The organism is Acinetobacter sp. YH12156 (assembly GCF_013418235.1).
Classification (GTDB): Bacteria; Pseudomonadota; Gammaproteobacteria; order Pseudomonadales; family Moraxellaceae; genus Acinetobacter; species Acinetobacter pseudolwoffii.
Window position 1 is genome coordinate 119,815 of the sequence record NZ_VPCL01000011.1, and the last position, 16,420, is coordinate 136,234.

The following is a 16,420-nucleotide window of genomic DNA, read 5'->3' on the forward strand; positions in this document are numbered from 1 at the left end:
TATGCAGAAACACCCGATGATTGAGCAGTTGATCGATGCTCAACTTGATTTTCTCGATCAGGCATTTTCTCAATCTGAAACGATTCAAACTGAGTTTCATGCGTTTTATCTGTGGTTGCGTAAACAGAACCTGAAAGATCTATGGAGCTGTGATCTGATTCATCAGCTTTTACAAAAACAGATTCTGGATACTGCTGCCAGCAGCTTTCTGATTGAGCAGATTGCTGAGCATATCCGTTTTGCACTGGTACATCCGGCCAACGATACGACCAAAATTGCCGATGTGATTCCAGTCCTGACCGTGGATAAAATCGCACAATATGTTGCCAGTAAAAGTGGCCATCGTCAGCGTCTGATTAAGACCGTCGTGAATAATCCGGCATTTTCGGCCATGATCACGCAACTGATCCAGCATTCCATTCAGGATTATCTGGATAATTCTGTCATCGCTAAAAACGTGCCCGGGGTTTCCCGTTTTATGAAAATGGGCAAGTCGGTACTGGAAAATGTCACCGATACGGACCTGGACAGTACTATTGCGCGTTATCTGCAAAAGAATATTTTAAAACTGAGCCAGATGAGTGAACATGTGCTGAACCAGCACTTTGATGATGAAAAACTCTATCATTTTCAGGCCAATCTCTGGCATAAAATTAAAGATATGCCGGTATCGGTATTGAAAAATTATATTGAGCTTCAGGATTTAAATCAGACAGTCGGTTTAGGACATGAGATCTGGGATCATTTGCGTCAGACGGATTATCTAAAACAGCAAGTTCATGATGGAGTTCATACCTGGTATGTACGCAATCAGGAACATACTTTTGACAGCTTGCTGCGTGATCTGAATATTGATGAAGCCTTAATCCAGCATGAGTTACAGCAATTGTTGAACCCGATCATTCAACAGATGGTTTCACAAGGTCATTTACGTGAACGTACACGCAGATATCTGGAACAGTTTTATTATTCAGAAGATACTTTGAAGATTCTTAAAGTATAAAGCTTAAAAAGCCGCTCGAGAGCGGCTTTTTAAATTGTTTAGAAGTTATAGGTCAGTCCGACAAAGACTTCCTGACGATCCAGATAATAATCATTTGAAGCATTTACTAATTTTTTATCAAATAAATTATTGAGACCACCTCTAACAGTCACTTGATCGTTCACTTCATAATTCGCAGATAAGTTAAATACCGTATGTGGTTTTTGCATCACCACCGTATCTTCAATACTTGCCGTATATTGTTCACCGGTATATTGCGCTGCAAGTTCCAATGAAAGTGGATCAGTGGGAGTCCAGTTGAGTGCACTATAAACGGATAACTCGGGAATCGTTGAAAGATTTCTGCCAGTCACTAAGTTTTTTGATTCAAAATAATAGGTTGCATTGGTCTTCCAGCTTAAATTCTCTAAAAGTGGTAATGCCACACTTGCTTCCAAGCCCCGTACACGCGCTTTTTCAGCATTTTGATATTGTGTCCACCACACCCCATTAATTTCTCCTAAAGCACGATATTCAATTTTATTTTTAAAATCTGTGTGGAAATAAGTTAAACCGAGATCAAAATCATTTTGAGCAAAATTAAATCCAAGTTCATAGTTGGTACTTTCTTCAGGCTGCAGGTCTGCATTACCCGCCATATAACATCCGCCCGATACATAGCCTAAAGGTTTCAAGGATGTACATCCATTCCCCCCTGAACGCGTCGCTGCACCTGCAGTATTCTCTTTGAGTGAAGGAGCTCTAAAGCCCTGAGCAACACCACCTTTAATGGTCAATGCATCATTTGGTTGCACCACCAAATAAGCACGTGGACTATTATGTGTGCCAAATTTATCGTGATGATCAAAACGATTACCAAGGGTCAAATTGACTTGATCATTAAAAACAATTTTATCTTCAACGAACAATGCCCAAGTATCTCCTTCTAGCTCTGAACCATATTCTTTGCCGTCATAACTTGGAATAGCCAGCCCAATATTACGGGTATTAACCAGTTCTTCTGATTTCCATTGACCTCCCACTGTCGCAACATGCTCCACACCTAATTTAAACGGAATATTGAGATTAGCTTCTACAATGCTTTCCTTGGATTTTTGTGTGGTCGGCCCAGTCTCTGTCACCTGACTTTGATCATAATCATTGTAGTAAGCCGTAATTTTTGAATCACCAAAACCCCATTGAGCATCATGTGATAGAGACACTGAACGATGTTCTAACTCAGATGGACCCCATGCTAATAAAGCCTGTTCTTTACCATCCACCACCTGAGGCGTGGTCGAGGCATTATTCTCTTGCAAGCCATAACCCAGCTCTAAAGATAAGCTATGAATATCATTCGGCGTATAGTCAAACTTTAAGTTCGCATTCTGATCACGACTACCCGATTGTCCGGTTGCTTTACTTCCTGCCATTCCGGGAAGATTACGGTCAGAGATTTGATAACCTTGATCCGCTTCCTGTTCAGTGATCCCGACTGTCGCACGCATACCTAATGTATCGGTTAAAGGGCCATATCCCACGAGTCCTGATTGAATGGTTCGCCCTAAATCCGAAGATGTCGTTGGCATGGTATGGTTTAAGGTCAATGAGCCACCCCATTCTGAAGGGATTTTTTTGGTAATGATGTTGATCACTCCACCCATCGCATCAGAGCCATATAAAGAAGACATGGGTCCACGTACGACCTCAATGCGTTCAATCATTTCTGGTCTCACCCAGTTTAGATCTTGATGTCCTAGGTTTGCACGATAATTGGTATCTCGAGAAGAGCCCACACGTTTACCATCAATTAAGATCAGCGTGTAATTGTCAGGCATCCCGCGTAATTGTATTTTTGAACCTGCCCCATTTGAACTTAGGCCCCCTGTTACGCCGGGCACGCGTTTCAAGATATCGGCCAGACTTGAAACAGGCTGTTTCTGTATGTCTTCTGCCGTAATGACACTAATTGAAGCTGGCGCAGATTTAACATCAACTGCCTGTCCACTCGCAGTCACCACAATCGTTTGTAATTTGGTCGCATCAGCCTGTACGATTCCCTCTTTTTCTTCAGTAACTTGGTCTTGCGCTTGGACTGAAACAGTCATTGCTGTAAATACTGCGAAAGCTAAAGTTGTTTTTAAGAAGGGCTTATTCATACCTTGCACGTCCTAAGAGTTATGAAGAGATCATGTTTATTCGGTTGCGAAGTGTAACAGGGATTTCCACAAATGCAATTACTATTGATAATTATTATCATTAACATTCGTTAAACTTAAAGCCAGATATAAAAAAACCTCGAAAGTTCGAGGTTTTTTAGAATGCGATAAATGAACTGTTCTATAGAACAGCTTATTTCATATATGCACCTTCAGATTGGCTATGATCCGTTTCATCAACGACATGCATCAATTCAGGAATATGCTGCTTTAGCGTGGTTTCCACCCCTTGTTTCAAGGTGATATCAATCGCTGAACAACCCTGGCAACCACCACCAAATTTAAGCACCGCTGTTAAGCCATGCTCTGGGTCTTCTTTGACTTCAACCAGTGCACAGTTACCGCCATGGCCTGCCAGACCCGGGTTAATTTCAGACTGCAATACATAGGTAATACGCTCTTCTACCGATGCATCTGGCCCCACACGTGGCACTTTAGAGTTCGGCGCACGGAAGGTCAGCTGACCACCAAAACGGTCTTTGTTGTAGTCAATCACGGCATCAAGTAAATACGGAATAGATGGCGAGTCGATAAAAGCAGGGAACTCAGGATATTCCTGCTTATAATCTGTCGGTACAACTTCATCAGGTGCACTATAGGCCATGCAACATTCAGCGCGAGGAGTACCCGGATGTTCTACAAAAACACGCACACCAATACCCGGGGTGTTCTGTTTATCCAGTAAATCCTTTAAATACTCTTGTGCTGTTGGTGTAATCAATAAGTTGGGAATTTCACCAACAACTGGAGTGCTGCTGTTCTCAGTCGACATAACAATAATTTCCTCAAGCTCAGACGGCTATTTTAACTGAAGATCGGGGGGAATTTTTAAAAATCAACTAAAATTGTCGGATTTATTATAAAAGTACAACTTTAGTGCAATTTTAATGGCATCATAATTGGCAAATAGGCACCATTAGAATTACTTTATATGCTTGATTTACCTTTTAATCACACCGTTACCATTATTCTGATCACCTGTATTGTGTCCTTTATTGCCTTCTCTAAAGAGACGGTGATGAATCGCCTGATTTTCTGGCCACCGGCACTGCAACGTGGACAATATGACCGCTTTATTAGCCATGGTTTTATTCACGCCGATGGAACTCACCTGCTATTCAATATGATTACCCTGTTCTTTTTTGGCAGTGTGATCGAGAGCTTTTATCGTCAGTATTTATATGATCTGGGTTTTATTCTGTTCTATCTGGGCGGTCTGATTGCAGCTATTATTCCAAGTTATCTGACCCATAAAAATAATCCGCGTTGGGCGAGCCTTGGTGCATCAGGTGCAGTCTCTGCAGTGCTGTTTGCCTATATTCTGTTTGAGCCGTGGAAGCTGATTTTTGTGTTCTTTATACCGGTTCCTGCGATTATTTTTGCCGTGCTCTATGTGGCCTATAGCATCTGGTCAGGCAAAAAAGGCAATAGCAACATTAATCATAGCGCGCATTTGTGGGGAGCAGCCTACGGCGTGATCATGACCATTATTCTGGAGCCACGCCTGATTCCGCATTTCCTGAATAAACTGATGCAGGTTCCGTTTTAATCAGGGTTATTGAAGGCTAGAGAAATAAGGCTACATATAAGATAAGCTTGATATTTCCGCTAAAAATAAATGAGAGCGCCATGGCTCTCTTATTTATTTGAAACATCTCGTAATATATTAAAAAGTCATGATGTCACTTATTGCCAATCTTGGAGTGAATTTTGCAGCGATAATGTATACATCTGTATATTAATTACTGTCATTTACGAGATATTTTGCATGTCCACTACACCAGACGGTCTTCAATTTCCGCTTCAGTCCAATCAACAAAAACCAAGTAGCTCAAAAACAGGACGCGCGATCATCGCAGCAGCTTTGGCCAATGTGAATCAGCACAGTGCTGCACAGGCACAATCAGAAAAAAACTGGCGCAAACAATATACCGTGCATTTTAAGCAACTGGTCGAGCAAGGGCTAAGCTCGCCTGAAGCCAGCCTGAAAATTGCTGAAGATGGTCTGGCACAGGCGCATCAGACCTTTGAATTTTACCGTGATGGCCAGAAGCATTTACTGAAAGATGCCCTCACCTTGCCCGCCGATCAACTACATAGCTTTAAATTGACGGGAAGCAGTCAGGCTGCACCAGAATGGTATGTGCCCTACCACGGCCAGAAGCTGCAAGGCTATGCCTTATTGGAGCAGATTGAACGTTGGGAAAACCAAGGTATTATGGAAAGCAGCCATGCCAATGCCCTGCGTGAATGTGTGGCGCGCCCAGAATGGTTTGATTTGTCAGATCGAACCATGGTGCTGTTTGGTGCTGCATCTGAAGCTGGCCCTTTGACCTGGCTGGCAAAATGGAAAGCCAATATTGTGGCGATTGACCTGCCCAGCACCCGGGTCTGGGGCAAGATTGTCGATACCATCAGCCAAGGCAATGCCACGCTGTATGCGCCCTGTACTGAAGCACTTGCAGAAGATACGCCTGACGATGTTCTAAAAGAAAAACTCGGTGCCAATCTTTTGACTCAGATTCCCGAGATTGCTAAATGGCTATTACAGTTTGAGCCGGATCTGGATCTGGCCGCAATTGCCTATCTGGATGGCGAGAAGCATGTCCGTGTTTCGATGGCGATGGATGCCATCATGAAATATGTCAGCGAACAAAAAGCCAATACCAGCCTGATGTATATGTGTACCCCGACCGATGTCTATGCGGTTCCAAGTGAAGTGATTGAAGCATCAAAAGTGAAATATGCGGAGCGCTCGAAAGCACAGACACTGATTTCCAAAGGTGTATCGACTGTAAGCCGCAAACACTTTTTTCAGAAAAATGCGCATGAGCTGATTCAATCTGGTGACCAGTCTTATGGGATTTGTGACTGTCTGGTGGTAGAACAAGGTCCAAACTATGCACTGGCCAAACGCATTCAACAATGGCGTGCTACTTTAGCTCGCGCTCAGGGTCAACGTGTCAGCATCAATATCGCTCCATCTACAACCACGTATTCAGTCACCAAGAATCCGCTATTAAAAGCCGCGTTCAACGGTGCCAGTCTGTTTGATGTCGAAGCTTTTGCACCTGAAACCACAAATGCACTGATGGCAGCCCTGTGGATTCATGATCTGCGTAATGCTACCTCTGTGGCCAATCCTGAAGTGAAGCTGAATCATCCACTGGAATTGATGATGCAGGGTGCGAATCATGGTGGTTTGTGGCGAGTGGCTTATCTGGCGCGAACTGCATTACCTTTTGCTGCCCTGTATGGTTTTGCGACAGAGAAGTTACCCAAGGGATTATTGAGTAAGCTTAAGAAGTAATTGATTTCCTTGACTCTACCCTTCTCCTAGAGTCAATATTATTTTTATTCAAAATTCTCCCCCTCTCCCCAACCCTCTCCAAGGGAGAGGATTTTAAAAAACTTCATAAAAAAACGCTGCAAAAGCAGCGTTTTTTACTTATCTAATAATATTAGAAAACTTTAAGTAACAACCAGTACAAAGTACCTGATAAACAAATTGTGGCGGGTAAAGTGAAAACCCAGGCAGACAGAATGGTTTTCACCATCTGGAAGTTCAGACCTGACTTATTCGCCACCATGGTACCTGCAACCGCAGAGTTCAATACATGAGTGGTCGATACCGGCATCCCGAAACCATCCGCAGCCGCAATGGTCGACATCGCCACCAGTTCAGCAGACATCCCCTGACCATAGGTCATATGCTGCTTACCAATACGCTCACCGACTGTCACCACAATACGCTTCCAGCCAACCATAGTACCCAGACCCAGCGCCAGAGCAACGGCCACTTTCACCCAGGTCGGGATGTATTGCAAGAATGAATCCAGACTGTCACGGTATTGATCTACCGTTTTGTCCTGTTCAGCCGTCATTGCAGGTAAAGCTTCTGCTTTGTCCAAACGCTTGAAAGCCGTGGTACTTAGGTACATGTCATTCCGGAATTCTGAAACCTGTGCTTCAGGCACTTCCCTAATGCTGCTATAGCTACCGACTTTTTCACCTAAATGATCTGTGAGGCTCGCCAATGCAGGCACCACTTCAGGGGTGATTTCTTTGGTTTGGATATAAGTCGTGATGATCTGACGCGCTTTTTCATCTTCAATATCCGCATGGTCTGGATAAATCGCATTGGCCGTTTGCGCAGACAATTGCCCAAAAGTCTGGATATGCTGTTGATCTAGGTTTTTGTTGAGTGAGTACGCCATTGGTACACAGCCAATCAAAATCAACATGATCAGCCCCATGCCTTTTTGACCATCATTTGAACCGTGCGCAAAGCTGACACCGGTACAGGTAAAGATCAAAATGGCACGAATTAAAGGGGGTGGCGGTTTATTACCTTCAGGTGGCTGGAACAGTTCCACCTGTTTCTTGAAGATTTTTTTCACCAGCAAGAACAGCACAGCGGCAAATGCAAAACCGATTAAAGGCGAAAATAACAGCGCCTTACCGACTTTCATCACCTGCTCCATGTCTATACCCGATGCACCGCTACTCGCGTGCAGAATGTAGTTCATGATACCCACACCCAGAATCGAACCGATCAGGGTATGTGAGCTGGATGCAGGAATACCAAGAAACCATGTTCCCAGGTTCCAGACAATCGCAGCGATCAGCATGGCAAACACCATGGCAAAACCTGCTCCGGAGCCGACATTCATGATCAGCTCAACAGGTAACAGTGCAATAATACCGTAAGCCACCGCACCACTGGCCACCATAACCCCAAGGAAGTTACAGAAACCGGCCCACATTACAGCGACAGGCGCAGAAAGTGCATTGGTATAAATGACCGTGGCAACCGCATTGGCAGTATCGTGGAAGCCATTGACGAATTCAAAGCCCAGCGCAATAAACAATGCCGTCGCCAAGAGAATAATTGAATATAAACCCAGTGCAGGAACATGCGCTAAATCGGCAGACAATTGAAAACCGATATAAATAAGAGTAGAGATAATGACAGTTAGAAAAACTAGCATAAAGAATTTTGGTGTCGGCACGTGAACATTGGTCGACTTGTGCGAAGCCGACTCGTGTGCTGAATCTATGGGAGTTTGATTAGGATTCATGCAAGCAGGAATAGAGGATTCAAGAATTCCCCTATTGTTCAGTTAAATTGTGACAATTATATGACAAACTGCTGTCATATGAAGCAATAATTTAGATTTTCTTGCTGCTGTTCGTCCTGTTTAATCCCGAGTAAAACACTGCTGTTTGATTCAATAAATCATCAACTTAAGATAAAATTCCAGCTTTTCAGAACTCAAAAACGTGTCCTGTTTTTGCGCTTAAAGCTTTGAAATTCCATCTACGCTTAAGATGACCATAATTTCTATGTACAGAGCATAGTCAATAAATATGACAATTTCATGAATAAAAGCATCAGCTTAATTTTTCAAATATATTTTTGCCAGTTTTAGCCAGATCCCATTTTAAAGCTGAATACTGCATAGACCGGATAACAAAAACCTGTCTTGTTCTAACTGACTTATCAAGTTTTCATATCATGCATATCCATCATTCTGAGAAAGGAGGCGCAGAATTCAAGCATTAATTCTGCTAATATGGACGATGTTTTTTGATTTCTACTGAGAAAGTTTGAATGTCGACACTTGCCACCTTAAAAGAACTTCTTGCCAAGAAAATTTTAATTATCGATGGTGCGATGGGTACCATGATCCAGCGCCATAAACTGGAAGAAGCCGATTACCGTGGCGAGCGTTTTGCTGATTGGGCTTATGATCTGAAAGGCAATAACGACCTGCTCGTTTTGACACAACCACAAATCATTCAAGGTATTCATGAAGCTTACTTGGAAGCTGGCGCCGACATTATTGAAACCAATACCTTTAACGGTACGCGGGTTTCGATGTCTGACTATCATATGCAAGATCTGGTTCCCGAGATTAACCGTGAAGCCGCGCGTCTGGCCAAAGAAGCCTGTGCCAAATATTCAACCCCAGAAAAACCACGTTTTGTGGCAGGTGTGATTGGTCCGACATCACGTACCACGTCTATTTCTCCAAACGTCAACGATCCAGCCTTCCGCAACATCACTTTTGATGCCTTAAAAGTGGATTATATTGAATCAACCAAAGCGCTGATTGAAGGTGGTGTCGACATCATCCTGATTGAAACCGTATTTGATACTTTAAATGCCAAAGCTGCGATCTTTGCGGTGAAAGAAGTCTTTAAAGAACTGGGCTATGAACTGCCAATCATGATCTCAGGCACCATTACCGATGCATCTGGCCGTACCTTAACCGGTCAAACCGCAGAAGCGTTCTGGAACTCGATGCGTCATGCAGAACCGATCTCGATTGGTTTTAACTGTGCGCTTGGTGCAGATGCGATGCGTCCACACGTCAAAACCGTGTCGGATGTAGCGGATACTTTTGTTTCAGCACATCCTAACGCTGGCTTGCCAAATGCCTTCGGTGGATATGATGAAACACCGGAAGAAACTGCAGCTTTCATTAAAGAATTTGCGGAAAGCGGCCTGATCAATATTACCGGTGGTTGCTGTGGTACCACACCGGATCACATCCGCGCAATTGCACAAGCAGTGGAAGGCATTAGCCCGCGTCAAATTCCTGAGATTGCGCCTGCCTGTCGTTTAAGCGGTTTAGAACCATTTAACATCACCCAGGATTCACTGTTCGTGAACGTCGGTGAACGTACCAACGTCACTGGTTCGAAAAAATTCCTGCGTCTGATTCGTGAAGAAAACTTCGCCGAAGCACTCGATGTTGCCCGTCAGCAGGTTGAAGCCGGTGCGCAAATTATCGATATCAACATGGATGAAGGCATGCTGGATTCACAAGGCGCCATGGTGCACTTCCTGAATCTGATTGCGTCTGAGCCTGATATTTCACGTGTGCCGATCATGCTCGATTCTTCTAAATGGGAGATTATCGAAGCAGGTTTGAAATGCGTGCAAGGTAAAGCCGTGGTGAACTCGATTTCCTTAAAAGAAGGTTATGACGAATTTGTCGAACGTGCCCGCCTGTGCCGTCAATATGGTGCCGCAGTGATTGTGATGGCATTTGATGAAGATGGTCAGGCCGATACAGCAGCACGTAAAAAAGAGATCTGTAAGCGCTCTTATGATGTGCTGGTTAATGAAGTGGGCTTCCCTGCTGAAGATATTATCTTTGACCCGAACGTGTTTGCGATTGCGACCGGGATTGTAGAACATAATAACTATGCGGTTGATTTCATTGAAGCAACTGGCTGGATTAAAGAAAATCTACCCCATGCCATGATTTCAGGTGGTGTTTCTAACGTCTCGTTCTCATTCCGTGGTAATGAGCCAGTACGCGAAGCGATTCATTCAGTGTTCTTGTACCATGCCATTCAAAAAGGCATGACCATGGGGATTGTGAATGCCGGTCAAATGGCGATTTATGATGACATTGATAAAGAATTAAAAGCTGCCGTTGAAGATGTGGTTCAAAACCAGAATCAAGGCGAAAGTGGTCAGGATGCAACAGAACGGCTGCTGGCTGTCGCTGAAAAATATCGTGGTCAAAGTGGTACGCAAAAAGCCGAAGAAAATCTTGAGTGGCGTAATGAATCTGTTGAAAAACGTCTTGAATATGCACTGGTCAAAGGTATCACAACGTATATCGATCAGGATACTGAAGAGGCCCGTTTAAAATCAACCCGTCCACTGGATGTGATTGAAGGCCCATTGATGGCAGGTATGAACGTGGTTGGCGACCTGTTTGGTGCCGGTAAAATGTTCTTGCCGCAGGTGGTAAAATCTGCGCGTGTGATGAAGCAGGCAGTGGCTTGGCTGAATCCGTTTATTGAAGCTGAGAAAACCCAAGCTGAAGCCAAAGGTAAAATCCTGCTCGCGACGGTAAAAGGCGATGTACACGATATTGGTAAGAACATTGTCGGCGTGGTGCTGGGCTGTAACGGTTATGACATCGTGGATCTGGGCGTGATGGTGCCGTGCGAGAAAATCCTGCAAACCGCAATTGATGAAAAAGTCGATATTATCGGTTTGTCTGGTTTGATTACGCCGTCTCTGGACGAGATGGTCTTTGTTGCCAAAGAAATGCAGCGTAAAGGCTTTAACATTCCACTAATGATTGGGGGTGCGACTACCTCTAAAGCGCATACGGCTGTGAAGATTTCACCGCAATATCAAAATGATGGTGTGTACTACACAGCTGATGCTTCACGTGCAGTCGGTGTGGCAACACAATTGCTTTCTGCCGAGATGAAACCAAAACTGGCAACGGACTATGCGGCGGATTATGAAAAAATCCGTACACGTTTAGCTAATAAGCAGCCGAAAGCTGCCAAATTGTCTTATGCAAAATCAATTGAAAATGGCTTTAAAATTGATTTTGGTGCACACACTCCAGTAAAACCAAACTTCATTGGTTCGGAAACTTTCACCAATTATCCACTTGAAACCTTGGTGGAATATTTTGACTGGACACCGTTCTTTATTTCTTGGAGTCTGGCGGGTAAATTCCCGAAAATCCTGGAAGATGACGTAGTGGGCGAAGCAGCACGTGACTTGTTTGAACAAGCACAAATTATGCTGAAAGATATCATCGAGAATAAACGTTTCGATGCGCGTGCCACCTTCAGCATTTATCCTGCCAACCGTGTGGCAAGCGACACTGTTGCTGTGGCAGATGAAAATGGCAATGTGACCCATACTTTTGAACATCTACGTCAGCAGTCGGATAAAGTAACAGGCAAAGCCAACTATTCTTTGGCGGACTTTATTGCACAGAAAGATGTGGCTCAGGATTATTTGGGTGGTTTTACAGTTTCAATCTTTGGTGCGGAAGAGCTGTCGCAAGAATACAAAGCCAAAGGCGATGATTATTCTGCAATTATGGCACAGGCTTTAGGTGACCGATTTGCTGAAGCATTTGCTGAACATTTGCACCAGCGTATCCGTAAAGAATTCTGGGGCTACCAAGCAGATGAACAATTGTCGAATGAAGATTTGATTAAAGAGAAGTATGTCGGTATTCGTCCTGCACCGGGCTACCCTGCGTGTCCTGAACATTCTGAAAAAGCGCCACTCTTTGACTGGTTAGGTACAACTGACAAGATTGGAACTTACTTAACCTCTAGTTTTGCAATGTGGCCACCTTCATCAGTGAGCGGTTTCTATTATGCAAACCCTGAAACTGAATACTTTAACGTAGGCAAAATCTCTGGCGATCAGTTGGAAGATTATGCGAAGCGTAAAGGCTGGACACTGGATGAAGCGAAACGTTGGTTAGCTCCGAATTTGGATGATTCAGTGGTATAAGAATCCTCTAATCTAGAGAAGAAAAATCCCCTCAAGTGAGGGGATTTTTAATATTTTATTTCTTATAAATAAAATCTTTTTTAGCTGATCTAAATGGGTTATCTGATATTCTTATTTTAGGGATTTTTTCACTTTTTTTAGAAATTTCTTTAATTAAGTAAGTGTGATTCAACTTACTTTTCTCTCCGATATAAATATTCGTCAAATATTCATTTACATCTAATTTATAATCTATATAACTTTTATTATTAACCATATCAAATACAACATCAGAATGCTCTATACTTTCAATTCTCATCATTCTACATTCCTGCTCTTCTTGAAAAGCAAAATGTTTAATTAAAAATCTTAAAGGGTTGACAGTATTATTAATAAAAGAAATCACTTTTAAATCATTATCACTATACAATATTTCAACACATTTTTTCATTTCATCAAAATATTGTTTTACTATAGTCTCAACTTTATTAATTTTATTTATATATTTATTCCATGCTTTTTCAGCAACATTTTTATCTTTATATTCCTGATAAAATGTAAATTTATTTCGTCTAGCAATCTCAAAATATCCTGAAAAAAAATCTAAATATATACAACGAAATAGTGGTAATTTATAATAAATCCTGCTTGTTGTAGCTTTTTCAAATCCTTGTGCAAAAAAATAATTCTTAAAAACAAGACTCAACCCTGAACACTCTATATCATCTGTGTTACCATATAATCTAAATTGATTCAAAGAGTTATGGTTAAAAGTAAAACAAGTTAAAAAGGTGTTGATATGAATATTATCATCATTTATATATTTTAAATTTAAAAAATCTTTTAATATTTTCCCTTCAGTTGGATCATTCATGAAATCAACGGAATTAAGCCTAACATGTGAGATATTTGTGGCTAATTTAACACCGACATCTACAGTAGTATAATGTGCTACTTTGCGTTCTTGATCATTTCGCATAACACAAAGTCTAGATAGGATTAGAAAAACAAGATTCTGAATCTTAAGTAAATTAAAATATTTCTCAATATCATATTTATCTTTTTGGCTTATTTCATATCCATTAAACTTTAAAGAATTATTAGAAAGTGCTAACAATGTATAAAACTGTTCAAGAGTGAAAAAATCGTTAATAAAATTATATTCATAAGGCATATTTTTGTATTTATTATATCTAATTAGCTCCATCATATTTTTTAATGCAACACTATCAGATTCTATTAGTCCCTGATTAATAAAATCAAAATCTTTCTCAATTATATTTTCCTCATAAATCTTTACCAAAGATTTTAAGAGATTAGTAAATAAAAGGATATTTTCAAAGAAAGTATAAATTTCTTTACAGTCAAAAAAATTTTTATTTAATTTCTCTCTTTCGACAATTAGACCGGCCTCATTTAATTTTTTTATGTTTTCTTTTAATATTTGTATTTCCTTATCGATTTTTATATATTCATCTTCATCTAGCTCTTCCGTCTCCACCTTATAATTAAGATCATTCATATTTTTTTTATAAAATTGAATTTCTTCCAAACTATCCAAAATAACTTTCAGTTTAGATTCACTTTGATCTTGGTCATCCTTGAGCTCTTTTAAGATATGATTCCCGTCCTCTTTTATCTTTTCAGAAACTTCAATTAAATTAATATTAATTTCTTTTTTATCAACATATTTTTTTTGAAAACTCTGAATGACGCTAACAAATTGACCTATAGTATCCAATGCTAAATTACTGTTTGACATAATTCTAAAATTATTAAATAAAACTAATATTATCTTATATTTAATAAAAAAAATTATCTACTTTTCTTAACCAGACTAACCTTAGAGTTAATTATTTTTTATTGAATTATTTCATTTTTATTCTCTTTTTAATCCCTCTTAACCTCCTTTTAAAAAGGGAGGAATTGTCACGTAATTCATTTAATTACATGACAAGTCCCCCTTTAGCAAAGGGGGATTTAGGGGGATTCTTTATAATGACAGGTATACATCAAAAATCGCCCCTTTTCTAACCCATCACTCCCTAATTGATCGTTTTTACACTTTTAAGTCAGCAAAAATCATCACTTTCATGAATAATAGACTAATAAATTTATCTCCCAAATCAATGACTATTGGTGTTCCAATGAAGAAACTCATGAACGGTGCTGAAAACATCGTTGTCGAAATGTGCAAAGGCTTTGTCCTGGCACATCCAGAACTGGCATTTAATGAATCTTATAAAATCATTTCCCGAAAAGAAAAACACCAAAATGTCGCGCTGATCAGTGGTGGGGGTAGCGGTCATGAACCTGCTCATGCCGGTTTTGTCGGTCAAGGCATGCTGGACGCTGCCGTATGTGGTGACGTGTTTGCCTCACCTTCACAGATTCAGGTTTATAAAGCCTTGCAGCAAGTGGCGACTGACAAAGGCGTGTTGATGATCATCAAAAACTATTCTGGCGATATGATGAATTTCCAGAATGGTGCAGCGCTTGCAACAGATGACGGCATTAACGTGGATTACGTCAAAGTAGCAGATGACATTGCAGTCAAAGACAGCTTATATACTGTCGGTCGTCGTGGTGTTGCCGGTACAGTATTGGTACATAAAATTGCCGGTGCTGCAGCATCAAAAGGCTTAGAACTTCCTGAAGTCAAAGCTGTGGCTCAAAAAGCTGCGGACAATGTCATTAGTCTTGGTTTTGCTTATAGCTCATGTACCGTTCCTGCCAAGGGCACTCCAACCTTTACTCTTGCCGATGATGAAATGGAATACGGCGTAGGCATCCACGGTGAACCGGGAATTCGTCGTGAAAAAATATTGCCATCAAAAGAACTGGCTCAACGTATTGTTGATGACCTGTTTCTTGACCGTCCTGACCTGACTGAAGTAGCGGTATTGGTCAATGGTTTTGGTTCAACGCCAATGCAGGAGCTGTATGTCTTTAACAACGATGTTTGCGAACATTTGGCACGTAAAGGCATCAAAATTTATCGTACTTTTGTCGGTAACTACATGACCAGTATCGACATGAACGGTGCATCGGTATCTTTACTTGCTCTGGATGCTGAACTGAAAACCTATTTAGATGCAGAAGCCAATACCCCTGCATTTAAAACGGATGGTTCACCTGCACTACCTTTTGAATTTGCAGCAAAAAATGCAGCAGCTGAACGCAGCGCCAATACCGAAGTTGAAACCCAACCTGAACATGCAATAATCAGCAATGAGCAATTCACGATTGAGAATATGCGTTATGTCGTCGATGTCATGGCGGCTTGCATTATTAAAAATGAAGTGCCTTTCTGCGAGCTAGATGCCCATGCCGGCGATGGTGACTTTGGCATGAGCGTGGCCAAAGGCTTTAAACAGCTGAAACGTGAATGGCAAAGTCTGATTCAAGCGCAGCATATGGATGAATTCATGCTGAACTGCTCAATGATCATTATGGAACACTGTGGCGGTGCATCAGGTCCAATCTGGGGTTCAGCCTTCCGTGCCGCGAGTAAGGCCATTCAAGATAAAACCAGTTTAACTGTCACTGACTTTGCTGAAATGTTGCAGGCGGCAGTCAAAGGCATTCAAGTGACCGGTGAGCGTTCATTTGGTCGTGGTGCCGTGGTGGGGGATAAAACCCTGATTGATGCTCTAGTACCATGTGCAGATTCATGGTCTGCCAATACCGGCAAGACTTTTAAAGAAAACTTTGTCTTGGGTGCAGCGGCTGCGGTAAAAGGTGCAGAATCGACTCAAGAGATTGTAGCACGTATGGGGCGTGCCGGTACGGTCGGTGACCGTAGCTTGGGCTATCCGGATGCCGGTGCACATGGTTTAGGTGTGATCTTTAGCGACATTGCAGCACATATTAAATAAATCATTTATTAAAAAAGCCTCGAATCATCGGGGCTTTTTTTATTTCCAGGATACAGCCGGT

Annotated in this window: 9 protein-coding genes; 5 read left to right on the top strand and 4 right to left on the bottom strand. The window is 41.7% G+C overall.

What is annotated here, in order from left to right; all coding sequences use genetic code 11:
* Position 1: 1 nt before the first annotated feature.
* The gene (locus tag FTU87_RS10490) at positions 2-1,003 is read left to right on the top strand and encodes a hypothetical protein (RefSeq protein WP_100355289.1); all 1,002 of its coding nucleotides are present in this window, start codon (positions 2-4) and stop codon (positions 1,001-1,003) included.
* Positions 1,004-1,041: 38 nt separating this feature from the next.
* Here the strand turns inward: FTU87_RS10490 and FTU87_RS10495 are convergent, their stop codons facing one another.
* Both FTU87_RS10495 and nfuA read right to left on the bottom strand, forming a co-directional pair.
* The gene (locus FTU87_RS10495; RefSeq protein WP_074383098.1) at positions 1,042-3,141 is read right to left on the bottom strand and encodes a TonB-dependent receptor domain-containing protein; all 2,100 of its coding nucleotides are present in this window, start codon (positions 3,139-3,141) and stop codon (positions 1,042-1,044) included.
* A gap of 193 nt (positions 3,142-3,334) precedes the next feature.
* Positions 3,335-3,973, bottom strand: a complete 639-nt coding sequence (nfuA, locus tag FTU87_RS10500) for a Fe-S biogenesis protein NfuA (protein WP_005096238.1) — start codon at positions 3,971-3,973, stop codon at positions 3,335-3,337.
* Positions 3,974-4,132: 159 nt separating this feature from the next.
* On the opposite strand from nfuA, the gene FTU87_RS10505 reads away from it, so the two are divergent.
* Positions 4,133-4,750, top strand: a complete 618-nt coding sequence (locus FTU87_RS10505; protein WP_005096237.1) for a rhomboid family intramembrane serine protease — start codon at positions 4,133-4,135, stop codon at positions 4,748-4,750.
* A gap of 219 nt (positions 4,751-4,969) precedes the next feature.
* The gene (locus FTU87_RS10510; protein ID WP_180076019.1) at positions 4,970-6,511 is read left to right on the top strand and encodes a hypothetical protein; all 1,542 of its coding nucleotides are present in this window, start codon (positions 4,970-4,972) and stop codon (positions 6,509-6,511) included.
* A 151-nt stretch (positions 6,512-6,662) separates the two neighbouring features.
* On the opposite strand, the gene FTU87_RS10515 is transcribed toward FTU87_RS10510, so the two are convergent.
* Positions 6,663-8,282 (bottom strand): inorganic phosphate transporter, encoded by a 1,620-nt coding sequence (locus tag FTU87_RS10515; RefSeq protein WP_180097258.1) that lies wholly within the window; start codon positions 8,280-8,282, stop codon positions 6,663-6,665.
* A 533-nt stretch (positions 8,283-8,815) separates the two neighbouring features.
* Here FTU87_RS10515 and metH point away from each other — a divergent pair.
* Positions 8,816-12,502 carry a methionine synthase gene (gene metH / locus FTU87_RS10520; RefSeq protein ID WP_005172040.1) on the top strand — a complete coding sequence of 1,229 codons (3,687 nt, stop codon included), beginning with the start codon at positions 8,816-8,818 and terminating at the stop codon, positions 12,500-12,502.
* A 55-nt stretch (positions 12,503-12,557) separates the two neighbouring features.
* On the opposite strand, the gene FTU87_RS10525 is transcribed toward metH, so the two are convergent.
* The gene (locus FTU87_RS10525) at positions 12,558-14,243 is read right to left on the bottom strand and encodes a DUF2971 domain-containing protein (RefSeq protein WP_180097260.1); all 1,686 of its coding nucleotides are present in this window, start codon (positions 14,241-14,243) and stop codon (positions 12,558-12,560) included.
* 385 nt (positions 14,244-14,628) lie between these two features.
* Here FTU87_RS10525 and dhaK point away from each other — a divergent pair, with 385 nt between their 5' ends.
* Positions 14,629-16,359 carry a dihydroxyacetone kinase subunit DhaK gene (gene dhaK, locus FTU87_RS10530; RefSeq protein ID WP_180097262.1) on the top strand — a complete coding sequence of 577 codons (1,731 nt, stop codon included), beginning with the start codon at positions 14,629-14,631 and terminating at the stop codon, positions 16,357-16,359.
* Positions 16,360-16,420: the final 61 nt, after the last annotated feature.

What these genes read in the sequence shown, in the direction of transcription:
- FTU87_RS10490 (WP_100355289.1), top strand. Translation starts at nt 2, where the DNA reads ATGCAGAAACACCCGATGATTGAGCAGTTGATCGATGCTCAACTTGAT.
- FTU87_RS10525 (WP_180097260.1), bottom strand. Translation starts at nt 14,243, where the DNA reads ATGTCAAACAGTAATTTAGCATTGGATACTATAGGTCAATTTGTTAGC.
- metH (WP_005172040.1), top strand. Translation starts at nt 8,816, where the DNA reads ATGTCGACACTTGCCACCTTAAAAGAACTTCTTGCCAAGAAAATTTTA.
- FTU87_RS10515 (WP_180097258.1), bottom strand. Translation starts at nt 8,282, where the DNA reads ATGAATCCTAATCAAACTCCCATAGATTCAGCACACGAGTCGGCTTCG.
- FTU87_RS10505 (WP_005096237.1), top strand. Translation starts at nt 4,133, where the DNA reads ATGCTTGATTTACCTTTTAATCACACCGTTACCATTATTCTGATCACC.
- dhaK (WP_180097262.1), top strand. Translation starts at nt 14,629, where the DNA reads ATGAAGAAACTCATGAACGGTGCTGAAAACATCGTTGTCGAAATGTGC.
- FTU87_RS10495 (WP_074383098.1), bottom strand. Translation starts at nt 3,141, where the DNA reads ATGAATAAGCCCTTCTTAAAAACAACTTTAGCTTTCGCAGTATTTACA.
- nfuA (WP_005096238.1), bottom strand. Translation starts at nt 3,973, where the DNA reads ATGTCGACTGAGAACAGCAGCACTCCAGTTGTTGGTGAAATTCCCAAC.
- FTU87_RS10510 (WP_180076019.1), top strand. Translation starts at nt 4,970, where the DNA reads ATGTCCACTACACCAGACGGTCTTCAATTTCCGCTTCAGTCCAATCAA.